Consider the following 14,289-nt stretch of genomic DNA (forward strand, 5'->3'; position numbering starts at 1 on the left):
TTCACGTATTCGCGGCTTGAGCAGGATCGCCATCGGCGAACTCCCACTCCTGTTCACCCAGATAACTCGCCCACACCTTGGGGTTCTCAAGCAGGCGATCGCTGGAATCGGAAAGCACGATCGAGCCGGTTTCGATGACATAGCCGCGCGTCGCCAGCGACAGCGCCAGTTCGGCATTCTGTTCGACCAGCAGGATGGTAACGCCGCTTTCGCGGAAATAGTCGATCGCATTGGCGATTTCCTCGACCACGATCGGCGCGAGGCCGAGCGAAGGCTCGTCCAGCATCAACAGCACCGGCTGCGCCATCATCGCGCGCCCGAATGCCAGCATCTGCTGTTCGCCGCCGCTGAGCGATCCCGCCAATTGCCGCCGGCGCTCGTACAGCCGCGGAAACAGCTCGAACACGCGTTCGCGCGTCGCCTTTTCCTTGCCATGCGCGCGCGGCGAAAACGCCCCGACCGTCAGATTCTGCTGCACCGAGAGGCGCGGAAACACCCGGCGACCTTCCGGCACATGCACGATCCCACGTGCCACGATCTGTTCCGGTGAAAGGTTCGTGATGACCTCGCCCTGAAACTCGATGGTGCCGGCGGTCGGGCGTATCAGCCCCGAAATCGTGCGCAGCGCCGTCGATTTGCCCGCGCCATTGGAGCCGATCAGCGCCACCACCTCGCCGGCTTCAAGCGAGATATCGACCTTGCGCAAGGCCGTCACCGCGCCGTAACCGGCGCTGACATTGCTAAGGCGAAGCATGGGCGGCTTCCGGTTGCGAGCTTTGAGTGGGTTTGGCGCGGCGCTTGAGACGGCCGCCGAGATAGGCCTTGATCACTTCCGGATGCGCGCGAATTTCGGCGGGACTGCCGTTGGCCAGGCGCCTTCCGTAATTCAGCACCGTGATGCAGTCGCAGGACGGCATCACGACATCCATGTGGTGCTCGACCAGCAGGACCGTCACGCCAGAAGCGCGGATCATCCTGATCAGGTCGACCATTCGCTGGCTCTCGGCGCCATTGAGGCCGGCGGCGGGCTCATCGAGCAGCAGCAGCTTCGGCCGCGCGACGATGGCGCGCGCGATCTCGACCAGGCGTTGCGATCCATAAGGCAGCGCACCGGCCTGCATGTCAGCCAGATGCGCGAGGCCGACAAAGTCGAGCGCCTCGCGGGCGCGCTCGGTAATCGCGGTTTCCTCCGCCTGCTGCTGCGGCGAACGCAGCAGTGCGTGCCAGATCTCGCAATGGGTCTGCCCGTGCATCCCGACCATGATGTTTTCGAGCACGGTCATCTCGCGGAACAGCCTCAGGTTCTGGAAGGTCCGCCGAATGCCAAAGCGCGCACGACGATCGACCGGCCAGCGCGTGATGTCACTGCCATCGAACTGAATTTTCCCGGCGCTGGAGGCGAGATGGCCCGAGATCAGATTGAGCATCGTGGTCTTGCCGGCGCCATTGGGGCCGATCAATCCGTGCACCGAGCCCGCCGCCACCTCCATGCCGACATCGCCGACGGCAACCAAGCCGCCGAAGCGCCGTGACAACCCGCTGATGTCCAACAGGGTGCTCAATTCTACAGCCTCGCGGTCCAGGGTTTCTGCAAAAGCCAGCGCTGCCCGTGCTGCGCGATATATTTGACGAGATCGACGAGAATGCCGCTCAGGCCCTTGCTGCCAGCACCCGCGAATACGATGACCATCACGCCGAACAGCAGCAGCCGGAATTCGCCGGAGGCGCGCAGCAGTTCCGGGATCAACACCACGATCGCTGCGCCCAGCGCCGCCCCGGGCAGGCTGCGGATGCCGCCGATCACCACCATGATCAGGATGTCGATCGATTTCTGAAAGTCGAAATCGTTCGGATTAAGATAGCGCGAATGAAACGCGTAAAGACCGCCGGCAATGCCGGACGCAATGGCCGCGACCAGGAAGCATTTGCTCTTGTAGACGGCAATATTGATGCCGCTGGCGCGCGCCGCTTCCTCGTCCTGTGAAATCGCGGTCAGCGCCCGGCCGAAGCGCGAATGGGCGATCCGGTCGAAGGCCAGGAACACCGCCGCCGCGGTGATCAGGCAGATATAATACAGCGCTTTTTCACCGCCCAGCGAAAATCCAAACAGCGTCGGCGCCGGAATGTCGATCATCCCGATGCTGCCGCCGGTCAGCCAGTCCTCGTTGAGCATCACGAGGTGAACGATGATCGCAAATCCCAACGTCGCCACCGCGAGGCTCGAGCCCTTCAGGCGCACGATCGGAATCAGCAGCAGGCTGGACAGGCCCGCCAGCAATCCGCCGGCCACGATCGCCAGCACGAACGGGACATGAAAGGAGATCGCAAGCGACGCGGCCGTGTAGGCGCCGATGCCGTAAAACGCGCCCTGCCCCAGCGACACGATGCCCGCCATGCCCACCAGCAATTGCTGGGAGAAAGCAAGAATGACGCCGATCAGCGCCAGGCTGAAAATATGCACCCAATAGGCATTCGACTGCAGCAGCGGAACCGCGGCGAGGAGTAACGCGACGCCTAATCTGGCTATCAGCGATGAACGCATGGGGTCACACTTCTCGGCCGCCGCGGGTCAGAAGCCCCGTCGGCATGAAAAGCAGGATCGCGATCAGCACCACCATGCCGACCGCGTCCTTGTAGGCGGTCGAAATCAGTGTGCCCGAGAACGTTTCGATCAGTCCGAATATCAGCCCGCCGATCATCGCGCCGGCGATGCTGCCGAGGCCGCCCAGCGTCGCCGCGACGAACGCCTTGATGCCGGTCAGGAAGCCCATGTTGAACGAAGCAAAGAACAGCGAGCCGAGCAGCACACCCGCGGCGCCAGCCATCATGCCCGAAATTGCAAACGTATAGGTTGTCGTGCGGTCGACGCTGATGCCCATCAGTTGCGCAACATCCGGGTCCTGTGCCGCCGCCTGCATCGCGATGCCAAGCCGGGTGAACCGAAAGAACAGGATCAGCACGCCCATGATCAACCCGCTTAGGAGCACGATCCAGATCAGTTGCGGCGACACGGTGAAGCCGGCGAACTTCACGCCGCCGGATGCGAACAGCGTCGGATAGCGCAACGGTTCGGAACCCCAGACCAGGCGCGCGACGTTCTGCAGCACGATCGAGACGCCAAGCGTCGCGATCATGATGTTGATCGCCGAGACCCGGCGCAGGCGCAGCGTGCGGTAAACCACGACCTCGACCAGCATCGAAACCAGTCCGCCGCCGAGAACACCCGCCAGCAGCACCAGCCAGAACGGCATGCCCTGCAGCCAGAAGGAACTGAGGCCGGCCATCGAGCCGATCATCAGCATTTCGCCTTGCGCGAAGTGGAGGATGTCGGTGGCGCGGATAATCATCGAGATGCCCAGCGCAATCAGGCTGTAGATGCACCCGATCGCGAGGCCGCCGAGCGTGGTCTGAACGAGTTGATCGATTGTCATCGCGCGCCTTCTCTTCACAAGAGCTAACGCTGTGCCGCACAAAGCAGCAAGATCAAATTGCATGCGAATGCAAGGGCAATAGGCCTATGTTTTGTGCAGCTTATATCAGGCTTTTCGCCGTATCATTTCGCCCACGCCGTAAAATTTTTCCGGCATGCTTGCATACGTATGCAGATATGCCAATGTTTTGAGACGCTTCCAAATGCGCCAGGGAATTCGAAGCCATTTTGGAGAACCGACGCCGCGCGCTTGGCATCAAGCGTGCAAGGAAGCCCAATCGATCCCGTACGAATGTTACCGCCCGGAGTGAACGCATGAAAAAAAGAATTCAACTGGCTTTCGACATGTCCTGGACCACGGTGGAAACCCAGTGGCGGCTCCCCGGCTCCTGGGTCGATCAGCATCACCCCAATATCGGCCTGTTCGAGGAAGCCGCTCGCCAAGCCGAACGCGGCGGTCTCGACATGATCTTCTTCGGCGACAGTACGGGAATCCCGAGCACCTGGAAGGATTCGATCGAGGATGCCGTCAGTTACGGCGTCGCCTGGCCCCGCTTCGAGATGAGCCCCTGGATCACCGCGATGTCGCGGGTCACCAGCCATCTCGGCTTCGGTCTCACCTATGCCTCGACCTTCATGCATCCGTTCTATACCGCCCGGCTGCTCAACTCGCTCGATCACATCACCAACGGCCGCATCGCCTTCAATGTCATCACCTCGCAGCGCCGCGCCGATTTCGCCAATTACGGTTATGACGAGCTGGTCGACCATAATGAGCGCTATGAACGCCTCGAGGAGTTCATCGACGTCTGCCGCCGGCTCTGGGACAGCGTGGCCCCGGATGCCTTCATCTGGGATCGCAAGACCGGCATGGTCGCCGATCCCACCAAGGTGAAGGCGATCAATCACGTCGGCAAGTTCTTCAAGGTCGCGGGTCCACTCAGCGTGATCCCCTCGCCGCAGGTGCATCCGGTGATTCTGCAGGCCGGCGGTTCGCCGCGCGGCACCCGCGCCGCCGCCCATGTCGCCGATCACGTATTTGGTTTGACCAAGACGGTTCCGCTGATGGCGCAGCAGCGCAGCGATCTCGACAAGGCGCTGGTCGCGGAAGGCCGGGACCCGGAGAAGGTCGGAATTCTCTGGTCGAGCCGGGCTGTCGTCGGCGAAACCAAAGCCGAGGCCGACGCGCTTCGCGAAAGCATGATCGCCGATGTTCCGGTCGAAGCGGTCGGTGCCTGGCTATCCCATAATACCGGCTACGATATGTCGCTGCTTCCTCCGAAATTTTCCCTGAGAGAGCTGCAGGAACGCATCGTCGCCGCGAACGCCTCCCCGGTCGGCTTCGTCAGCCTGCTGGCCAAACAGCACGGCGAGACCGCGGAGATCACCCGCGAAGAGTTCTTCCGCCATGGCCTCAGCGCTGCGACCGGCCACAACATCACCTTCGCGGGAACCGCCACTCAACTGGCCGATCAGATGGAGGAAATGTTCGAAGCCACCGGCAGCCGCGGCGGGTTCATGCTGTCGGTTTCACAATCCGCGCCCCGCGCGATCATGCTCAATATCATCGATCAGCTGGTGCCGGAATTGAAGCGCCGCGGACGGTACCGCAAATCCTACGAAGGCAAGACGTTGCGCGAGAATCTGTCTGCCTGATTCTTCAACGGGCGTTGGCCGGCTCGCCTCTCAGGCCACGCTGGAGGCGAGCACGCCATATTGGCCGTCGATATACAAGAGCGCATCGACATCCGACTGCCACAGCCTGACATCGCGAACCGCGCCGATGAAGATAGTATGCGAATGCACCGGGATCACCTGCGTGATTTCGCAATCGAAGCTCGCCAGCGTGGCCGACAGTGCCGGCGCGCCGGTGAACAGCGGCTGCCAGGGAGTTTCCTCGAAACGCCGATCACGCGATTCGGACGAGCTGAACCGCCGCGCCAGTTCGACATCCCCGGAACTCAGGAGATTGACGCAGAAGATGCCGGTGCGGCTGATGGCGTCATGACAGCTTGAGTTGAGATTGACGCAAACCAGCAGCGAAGGCTCCGGCTCGACGCAGACCGAGCAGACCGATGTGGCGACCAGGCCCTGCGGAATGGACTGCTCGATCGTGGTGATGATCGATACGCCGGCCGCCAGCCGCCGCATCCCGCGTTTGAACAGAGCGCCATCGATCACGGCAGAAATCCGCCGCGAAAATGCACCAATGGCGTGGCCTGCGGATCGCCCGATGTCGCGACGACCCGTCCCAGAATGATGACCACGTTGTAGCGCTCGATGGTCTCGACCAGTTCGCAATCGATCGCGCCGATCGCATCCGCAAGAACAGGCGCGCCTGTCGCCAGCTTGATCCACGATGCCGTCGAGAAACGGTCCGCGCCCTTCAGGTCCGATTTGCCGCCGAAGATCTCCGCCAGCGCCTTTTGCCCTGACGGCAGATAATTGATGGCAAAATGCCGGGCCTCGAGGATAATCGCCAGCGCCGAGGTGCGCTTGTCGACCGATACCAGCATGGTCGGCGGATCAGCGCATAGATGCGTGGCCGACAGGCCCAACAAGCCGGCCGGGCCGCTCTCCGAGCGCGCCGTGACGATGGTGCTGCCGGTCGCGCGCTGGCTAATCGCCTGCCAGAACTGCTTGCCATCGATCGTTCCAGGCTCGTCAGGCATGATCATTTCACCCTTTTTCGACAGCGCTTTTCAGCAACCATCAACCTTGCGCCGAACTTGGGACGGCGACGGCCGCCAGACAAGACTAAATTGCATGCGTATGCAGACCATCCTGCAAAAGGTTTAGGCAGTGCATCGCGTCGCTATGGCTCTATAATGGAGGTAGCATCTCCTGTATTTTCTACCTTTTGCCTGCCGGGCACCTTCCCAGAGACCAGCACACGATGGCGAGACGATCGATTACCAAGGCCGCAGTAACGAAGGCCGGAACCCACGTCACCGCCGAGGATGTCGCGCGGACATTGGGGGTTTCCCAATCGACGATTTCACGCGCTTTCTCGATGACCGCCAGCATTTCGGACGAGATGAAGCTGAAAGTCATCAAGGCCGCTAACAAGCTCGGCTATCAGCCGAACGTCATCGCGCGCAGCCTGATCACGCGGCGCACCAACATGGTCGCGATCGTGATGGCCAATCTGGTGGACCCGTTCTATCCGGTGGTGCTGGACGAACTGGTGCAGCAGGTTCAGTCGCGCGGTTTTCAGACGCTGCTGTTCGTGCCGTCGCCCGGCCAGGATGTCGACGATATCATGCCGAACCTGCTGCAGTACCAGGTCGACGCGATCGTGCTGACGTCCGCGACGATTTCATCCGCGATGGCCCGCATCTGCGCGGCGCGCGACACGCCGGTGGTGTCGTTCAACCGCTATGTGCCGGGACTGCAGATCCACGCGGTATCGAGCGACAACATTGCCGGCGCGCGCCAGGTCGCGGATTTTCTCGTCGCCACAGGCCATGAGCGCCCGGCCTTTATCTCGGGCGAGCGCGACGCCACCACCAACCGCGATCGGCGCAACGGCTTCGTGTCTCGTCTGAAGCAACTCAAGATGAATTCCTGCATACAGGAAGAAGGCGGCGACTTCAGCTATGAAGCCGGCTATGCCGCGACCAAGCGGCTGCTGCGCCGCGCCGGGCACCCGGATGCACTGTTCTTTGCCTGCGATGTGATGGCCATCGGCGGCATCGACGCCGCGCGCGAACTCGGCATAAGCGTGCCAGAGGACATATCGATTGTCGGCTATGACGATGTGCCGATGGCCGCGCTGCCGAGCTACAGCCTGACCACGATCCGCCAACCGATCCGCGAGATGGCGAAGGCCGCAGTCGATGTGCTCGATCTGGCGGAGCCGCGCGGCATGAAATCCGGGCCCACCACCCGCATGATCCCGGGATCCCTGATCACGCGCTCATCGACGATGAATCGGCGTGCGCCTGTGCGCGTCGGAAAGGCGTCGCGGCGGTGAAGGCGGTGATCGCTGCGAGCGATCAGCCGCGACAAGACTGCTCATTATGCTCACCGTCATTCCGGGATGGTCCGAAGGACCAGACCCGGAATCTCGAGATTCTCCGATGTGCAATTGCACATCGTAGCTCGATGCTTCGCATCACCCCGGAATGACGGTTGCTTGGGTTACAGCGCATAATTCCAAATAATGAAATAGTATCTTTCAACAAGAGCCATTTAAACTTACAACCGCAACAATATACTCGCAGCGTAATTCAACGCTGTGAGGAAAAATGACGCAAGTTCAGCAACTTAAATTATACGGATCGCCGCTTTCGGGCCATTGCCACCGGGTTGAGCTCCTGCTGCGGATGCTCGACATCCCCTATGAGTTCATCGCGCTGTCGCCGGAACAGCGGGCGTCGGAAGCGTTCCTGAAACTGAATCCGCTGCGGCAAATCCCGGTGCTCGAGGACGACGATGTCATTGTCGCCGACAGCGTCGCGATCATGGTGTACCTGATCAGGAAATATGCACCCGGATCGTCGTGGTTTCCGGACGATGCGGTGACCGCCTCGCAAATCCAGCGCTGGTTATCGATCGCGGCCGGCGAACTAGCCAGCGGACCGAACTCGGCGCGATTGATGGCGGTGTTCGGCCGCCCCGGTCATCCCGACACGATCGGTCAGACCTCAAAGCGTCTGCTCGACTTCATGGACGCGCATCTTAAAGGCCGGACCTATCTTGTCGGTGACGGACCGACGATCGCGGATCTCGCTTGTTACGCCTATGTGGCGCACGCGCCCGAGGGCGGTATCGACCTTGCGCCGTATCCGTCGGTGCGCACGTGGCTAGGAAATGTCGAGGCGCTTCCGCACTTCAAGCCGATGCCGGCCTCGAAACCCAGAATAGCTGCCTGAGAGAACTGCATGCATCCGGGCGAACGGCATCCGTCGTTCGCCTGCGATGCGGAGACGACGTGATGTTACAAGCCAGCAAGTCACCGTGGCATAGCGGCGAACTCACGATCCAGCGCAGTCTTGGCGTCGCGGACCGGATGGATACGCTCGGCCGAAACAACCTGCGCAATTTCCTGCTCGACCAGCACCGCGAATTCTATCCGCTGCTGCCGTTTATCGCGCTGGGTACGGTCGATCCCGCCGGCGACGCATGGGCAACGTTGCGCGCCGGCCGGCCGGGTTTCCTCAGCTCGCCCGATACCAAGACGTTATCGTTTGATCTCGGCCGCGATGTGAACGATCCCGCAGATATCGGCATGAACGACGGCGACTCCATCGGCGCGCTGGGCATCGACCTCTCGACGCGGCGACGCAACCGGCTGAACGGCATGGTCCGGCGTAACGGCGCCACGGGATTTTCGATCGAGGTGGTCCAGAGCTTTGGCAATTGCCCGCGATATATTCACAATCGCAATCCCGAATTCACGCGCGACACCGACGTGCCGGCGAACTCGCCGCCTCAAATATCGTCGTCGCTGGACGCGCATGCCCGCGCGATGATCGCGCAGGCCGACACTTTTTTCGTCGCCTCCTATGTCGACGCCGAGGACGGCACGCGGCAGGTCGACGTCTCCCATCGCGGCGGCAGGCCGGGATTTGTGCGGATCGACGAAGACAACACGCTCACGATTCCGGATTTCAACGGCAATCTGTTTTTCAACACGCTCGGGAATTTCCTGGTCAATCCCCGGGCGGGACTCGTGTTTGTCGATTTCGCGACCGGCGACGAACTGCAGCTCACCGGCGACGCCAAAGTCATTCTCGATTCGCCCGAGATCGCGGCGTTTCACGGCGCGGAACGGCTGTGGCAGTTCAAGCCGCGGCGGGTGATTTTCCGCCCGGAAGCGCTGCCGCTGCGCTGGTCGGAAGGCACGGGTGCCTCGCCGCATTCGCTGATGACGGGCGATTGGAGCGCGGCGCAACAGCGCCTGCAAGCGGAGACATTATCGAAAAATTGGCGGACCTTTCGCGTCGCCGATATCAAGGACGAGACGCCAGCGATCCGCTCCCTCGAATTCGAGCCGGCCGACGGCGTGGGCATCATGCGTCACCAGGCCGGCCAGCATATTCCGATCCGTGTGAGGCCCGTGAGCGGCGATGCGCCGCTGATAAGGACGTACACCCTCTCGATGGCGCCCTCGCAAAATAAATACCGCATCAGCGTCAAGCGGGACGGTGCGGTATCGAATCACCTGCATCAACTGAAGATCGGGGACACCGTCGAGGTGCGCGCCCCCGCCGGCGCCTTCACGATCGACGCGAAACAAGATCGCCCCGCGGTCCTGCTCGCGGCGGGTGTCGGCATCACGCCCATGCTGGCGATGCTGCGCCACGTTGTGGATGAGAACGCTCGCACACGGCACATCCGGAAAATCTGGCTGTTTCAATCGGCTCGTCAGTCCAGCGAATTGGCCTTCCGCGAGGAGATCGCTGACATCATCGGCGCATCCAACGGGCATGCCAGATATCAGAGCGTGCTCAGCGATCCCAACGCGGTCGCTGGCAAAGACGCCGATCACGTCGGACGCATCGACGTCGCGCTTTTGAAACGCGTGCTGCCGTTCGACGACTATGATTTCTATCTGTGTGGCCCGCCGTCGTTTACGCAAGGCATCTATGACGGCTTGCGCCAATTGGGCACCGCCGACGCGCGCATCCATGCCGAAGCCTTCGGACCGAGTTCGCTGCGGCGAAGCACGGACAGAGTGCGCCCGGCTTCCGGCAACATCCCCGCGACGGAGCCGACCCGCGTTATTTTCGCCGAGTCCGGCAAGGAGACCCGCTGGCACCCCGGCACCGGCACGCTGCTGGAACTGGCGGAAGAGCGCGGACTATCGCCCGCTTACGGATGCCGCAGCGGCAACTGCGGAAGTTGCGCGGTGAAAATCCTCAAAGGCGCCGTCGCCTATCCGTCTGAGCCGTCGTTTCCCGTGTCCGAAGACGAAGCACTGCTGTGCTGCGCGGTCCCCGGCCAAACAGCGGGAGAGGACTCCGCGCTGCATCTGGCAGTCTAAACCAAGCCGCCGATCAGGTGCGGCTTTTGCCGCTCCCGTTTTTCTCGGCGGCGCGGCGCAAGGCGTCGGCGAGCGCACCGCCGCCGGAAGCCTCCTGCGGCTTGCGTGGCGCCGACGAGGTCATCGACGCACGGGAGATATCGCGTGGCGCCCCCTGAGCCCGGGATTCCTTGGGCCCAGTTGCGTCATCGAGACGGAGCGTCAGCGCGATGCGCTTGCGCGCGACCTCGACCTCCAGCACCTTCACCTTGACGATGTCGCCTGATTTCACGACCTCGCGCGGATCCTTGATGAAAGTCTTCGACATCGCCGAGATGTGCACCAGCCCGTCCTGATGCACGCCGATATCCACGAAAGCGCCGAACGCCGCGACATTGGTGACCGTGCCTTCGAGGATCATGCCGGGCTTGAGATCCTTCAGCGTCTCGACGCCTTCCATGAACACCGCGGCCTTGAAGGCCGGACGCGGATCGCGACCGGGCTTTTCCAGCTCGCGCAAGATGTCCGTCACTGTCGGCAGACCGAATGTGTCGTCGACGAACGCCTGCGGCTTCAACTGGCGTACGATCTCGGCATTGCCGATCAGCGCCTTGATGTCGCTCTTGGTCGCCGCGAGAATCCTTCTCACCACCGGATAGGCTTCCGGATGCACGCCGGAAGCATCGAGCGGATCGGCGCCGTCATTGATGCGCAGAAATCCCGCGCATTGCTCAAACGCCTTCGGCCCCAGCCGCGGCACTTCCTTCAATTCTTTTCGCGACTTGAACGGGCCGTTGGCGTCGCGATGCTGCACGATGCTTTGCGCCAATCCCGTTCCGATGCCCGATACCCGCGCCAATAGCGGCGCGGAAGCGGTGTTGGCATCGACCCCGACCGCGTTGACGCAGTCTTCGACCACGGCATCGAGCGAACGCGCCAGTTTGGTTTCGCCGAGATCGTGCTGATACTGGCCGACGCCGATCGCCTTCGGGTCGATCTTCACCAGTTCGGCCAGCGGATCCTGCAGACGCCGCGCGATCGACACCGCGCCGCGCAGGGTTACGTCAAGCTCCGGCAATTCTTCCGATGCAAAGGCCGAGGCCGAATAGACCGACGCGCCGGCTTCAGACACGACGATCTTGGACATTTTCAGGTCCGGCAACAGCTTCACCAGATCCATCGCGAGCTTGTCGGTTTCGCGCGACGCCGTGCCGTTGCCGATCGCGATCAGATCGACGCGATGCTTCACAGCAAGTTTTCCCAGCGTCGCCAGCGCTTCGTCCCAACGCTTCGCCGGTTCATGCGGATAGATCGTGTCGGTCGCGACCACCCGGCCGGTGGCGTCGATGACAGCCACCTTGACGCCGGAGCGAAATCCGGGATCGAGCCCCATGGTCACGCGCGCGCCGGCTGGCGCCGCCAGCAGCAGGTCGCGCAAATTCGATGCGAACACCCGCACCGCTTCGGTTTCGGCCAGGGTCCACAACCGCATGCGCAAATCGATATTGAGATGCACCATGATCTTGGTACGCCAGGCCCAGCGCGCGGTCTCCACCAGCCAGCGATCGCCAGGACGGCCCTGATCGGAAATCGCAAAGCGATACATGATCTTCAATTCGTAGGAATTGGAAACGTTGGCCACCGCCGGTTGCGCGTCAGGCTGCATTTGCAGGTCGAGAATTTCTTCCTTCTCGCCGCGGAACATCGCCAGAATCCGATGCGACGGCAGCTTGTGCAGCGGCTCGCTGAACTCGAAATAGTCCTTGAACTTTTCGCCTTCGGTTTTCTTGCCCTTGCGTACGGTGGATGCCATCAGTCCGTTCGACCACATCTGCTCGCGCAGCGTGCCGATCAGGTCGGCATCCTCGGCAAAACGCTCCACCAGGATCGCTCGCGCCCCCTCAAGCGCGGCGGCCACATCAGCCACCTGCTTTTCGGCATCGACGAAACCCGCTGCCACGACCTGCGGATCGTTTTGCGGCTGCGTCAGCAACATCTCCGACAACGGTTCGAGACCGGCCTCCTTGGCGATCTCCGCCTTGGTGCGGCGCTTCGGCTTGAACGGCAGATAGATGTCTTCCAGGCGTCCCTTGCTGTCGGCGGCGAGAATAGTTGCCTCCAGCGCGGCATCGAGCTTGCCCTGTTCGCGTACCGAATTGAGAATCGCGACGCGGCGCTCTTCAAGCTCGCGCAGATAATTCAGGCGCTCCTCCAGCGTGCGCAATTGCGCGTCGTCGAGCGCGCCGGTGACTTCCTTGCGGTATCGTGCAACGAACGGAACCGTCGCGCCGCCGTCCAGCAGCGCCACTGTCGCCTCGACCTGCTGTTCGCGAACGCCGAGCTCTTCCGCAATCCGTTGATTGATACTTGCCACGCCAAATCCTTCCGAAACCGTCGCGGCGAGTGGGAGGCTCACCGCAGGGACGCCGCTTATGGAACATCCCGCCTTGATTCATCAACCCATCGTATCAAACAAATTGTCCTGTGGATGGGTTGCAATTGTGCACGAAGCGATCCAGCCGGCCGTTCACGCGATTGCGCGAAGATAAAGGTGGATCGATGGCACATTAATGTGTAGACGGACGCTCCTCTTGGAGCATTCATGTCAATCTGTGGCCTTGATTTCGGAACGTCGAACACGACGCTCGGCACCATCGAAGGCCATGCGCCGGTTTTGGCCACGCTGGAAACCGGCGAAACCACGATTCCGAGTGCCATTTTCTACGAAGTGGATGGCGCCGTCCTGATCGGCCGCAGGGCGATTGAGGCCTATGTCGAGGGCGCGCCCGGCCGCCTGATGCGCAGCCTCAAATCGGTGCTCGGCACCTCGCTGATTGAGGAGACCACCCGGCTCGGGCGCGAACGCACCAGTTTTCGCGACGTGATTGCCTATTATCTCGGCGCGGTGAAGCGGCGCGCCGAGCAGGCCACCGGCCGCGAACTGCGCGATGTCGTGCATGGCCGCCCGGTGCATTTCGTCGACAACGCGCCGGATGCCGACCGCAAGGCGGAACAAACCTTGCAGCAGATCGCGCGCGAGATCGGCTTCGATGACGTGACTTTCCAGTTCGAGCCGATCGCGGCGGCGCTGGATTATGAGCGGCAGATATCGAGCGAAGAAGTTGCCTTGATCGCCGACATCGGCGGCGGCACCTCGGATTTTTCGATCGTGCGTCTCGGGCCGCAGCGCCACAACAAGGCAGATCGCGCGGCGGACATCCTGGCCAATGACGGCGTGCGCATCGGCGGAACTGACTTTGACCGCCAGCTCAGCCTCGGCGTCGTGATGCCGCTGTTTGGATTTGGCAGCGCGATGAAGCGCGAAGGGCTCGATGTGCCCTCGAGCTATTTCCACGATCTCGCGACCTGGTCGAACATCAACCGAATGTATGAGCCGCGCGTAATCGCCGACATCCGCCAGGTCCGGCATCAGGCCAGCGAGCCTGATCTGCTGGACCGGCTGGTGCGCATCGTCGACGAACAGCGCGGCCATACGCTGGCGATGGAAGTTGAGGACGCCAAGATTGCGCTCGCCGACAAGCGCCACGCGGAAATCCCGCTGGAATGGGTCGCGCCGGGTCTGCACGCCGCGATCGCCCGCCCCGATCTCGTCAGCCACACCACACAATTGGCCGAGCGCATCGCGGCCCGCATTAAAATCTGCCTCGCGCAGGCGCAATTGTCCGCCGATGACATCGACGCGGTGTTCCTGACCGGCGGCTCGGTGCGGCTCGCCCATGTCCGCAAGGCGATCACCAAGGCGGTGCCGTCAGCGCGCATCGTCGACGGCGACACATTTGGCGCGGTCGGCAAGGGCCTTACCCTTGAGGCGCTGCGGCGTTATGGGCCGAGGGACTGAGCGCGGTCCTAACGCCGCGGCCCGAATGAA

Annotated in this window: 12 protein-coding genes; 5 read left to right on the forward strand and 7 right to left on the reverse strand. The window is 62.2% G+C overall.

Translation table 11 applies throughout. The features are described from left to right. Position 1 precedes the first annotated feature (1 nt). From HB676_RS15330 to HB676_RS15345, 4 genes are read right to left on the reverse strand one after another with little or no spacing between them, the layout of a single operon-like run. Positions 2-754 carry an ABC transporter ATP-binding protein gene (locus HB676_RS15330; RefSeq protein ID WP_213738669.1) on the reverse strand — a complete coding sequence of 251 codons (753 nt, stop codon included), beginning with the start codon at positions 752-754 and terminating at the stop codon, positions 2-4. Then, positions 741-1,562 (reverse strand): ABC transporter ATP-binding protein, encoded by an 822-nt coding sequence (locus HB676_RS15335; protein WP_249780262.1) that lies wholly within the window; start codon positions 1,560-1,562, stop codon positions 741-743. Before HB676_RS15335 ends, HB676_RS15330 begins: the two co-directional genes overlap by 14 nt. Positions 1,563-1,564: 2 nt before the next feature. Beyond that, positions 1,565-2,542, reverse strand: a complete 978-nt coding sequence (locus HB676_RS15340; RefSeq protein ID WP_213738670.1) for a branched-chain amino acid ABC transporter permease — start codon at positions 2,540-2,542, stop codon at positions 1,565-1,567. Between the two features lie 4 nt (positions 2,543-2,546). Further along, positions 2,547-3,431 (reverse strand): branched-chain amino acid ABC transporter permease, encoded by an 885-nt coding sequence (locus tag HB676_RS15345; protein ID WP_213738671.1) that lies wholly within the window; start codon positions 3,429-3,431, stop codon positions 2,547-2,549. Between the two features lie 314 nt (positions 3,432-3,745). On the opposite strand from HB676_RS15345, the gene HB676_RS15350 reads away from it, so the two are divergent. Next, positions 3,746-5,086, forward strand: a complete 1,341-nt coding sequence (locus HB676_RS15350; protein WP_213738672.1) for an NtaA/DmoA family FMN-dependent monooxygenase — start codon at positions 3,746-3,748, stop codon at positions 5,084-5,086. A gap of 30 nt (positions 5,087-5,116) precedes the next feature. Here the strand turns inward: HB676_RS15350 and HB676_RS15355 are convergent, their stop codons facing one another. Both HB676_RS15355 and HB676_RS15360 read right to left on the reverse strand, forming a co-directional pair. Beyond that, positions 5,117-5,611: a flavin reductase gene (locus tag HB676_RS15355; RefSeq protein WP_213738673.1), complete on the reverse strand. Its 495-nt coding sequence runs from the start codon at positions 5,609-5,611 to the stop codon at positions 5,117-5,119. Continuing rightward, the gene (locus HB676_RS15360) at positions 5,608-6,102 is read right to left on the reverse strand and encodes a flavin reductase family protein (RefSeq protein WP_213738674.1); all 495 of its coding nucleotides are present in this window, start codon (positions 6,100-6,102) and stop codon (positions 5,608-5,610) included. Before HB676_RS15360 ends, HB676_RS15355 begins: the two co-directional genes overlap by 4 nt. Before the next feature lie 224 nt (positions 6,103-6,326). Between HB676_RS15360 and HB676_RS15365 the strand changes: the two genes are divergently transcribed. The 3 genes from HB676_RS15365 (at position 6,327) to HB676_RS15375 (ending at position 10,421) form a co-directional block, all read left to right on the forward strand. Then, the gene (locus HB676_RS15365; RefSeq protein ID WP_213738675.1) at positions 6,327-7,406 is read left to right on the forward strand and encodes a LacI family DNA-binding transcriptional regulator; all 1,080 of its coding nucleotides are present in this window, start codon (positions 6,327-6,329) and stop codon (positions 7,404-7,406) included. Between the two features lie 274 nt (positions 7,407-7,680). Further along, complete coding sequence (locus HB676_RS15370; RefSeq protein ID WP_213738676.1) at positions 7,681-8,307, forward strand: glutathione S-transferase; 627 nt, start codon at positions 7,681-7,683, stop codon at positions 8,305-8,307. Between the two features lie 62 nt (positions 8,308-8,369). Next, on the forward strand, positions 8,370-10,421 hold the full coding sequence (locus HB676_RS15375) for a pyridoxamine 5'-phosphate oxidase family protein (protein ID WP_213738677.1): 2,052 nt from the start codon (positions 8,370-8,372) through the stop codon (positions 10,419-10,421). A 13-nt stretch (positions 10,422-10,434) separates the two neighbouring features. Here the strand turns inward: HB676_RS15375 and HB676_RS15380 are convergent, their stop codons facing one another. Beyond that, on the reverse strand, positions 10,435-12,774 hold the full coding sequence (locus tag HB676_RS15380; protein ID WP_213738678.1) for a Tex-like N-terminal domain-containing protein: 2,340 nt from the start codon (positions 12,772-12,774) through the stop codon (positions 10,435-10,437). Positions 12,775-13,002: 228 nt separating this feature from the next. Here HB676_RS15380 and HB676_RS15385 point away from each other — a divergent pair, with 228 nt between their 5' ends. Then, positions 13,003-14,259 (forward strand): Hsp70 family protein, encoded by a 1,257-nt coding sequence (locus tag HB676_RS15385; RefSeq protein WP_213738679.1) that lies wholly within the window; start codon positions 13,003-13,005, stop codon positions 14,257-14,259. Positions 14,260-14,289 lie beyond the last annotated feature (30 nt).

It is taken from the genome of Bradyrhizobium sp. dw_411 (genome assembly GCF_018449695.1).
Lineage (GTDB): Bacteria > Pseudomonadota > Alphaproteobacteria > Rhizobiales > Xanthobacteraceae > Bradyrhizobium.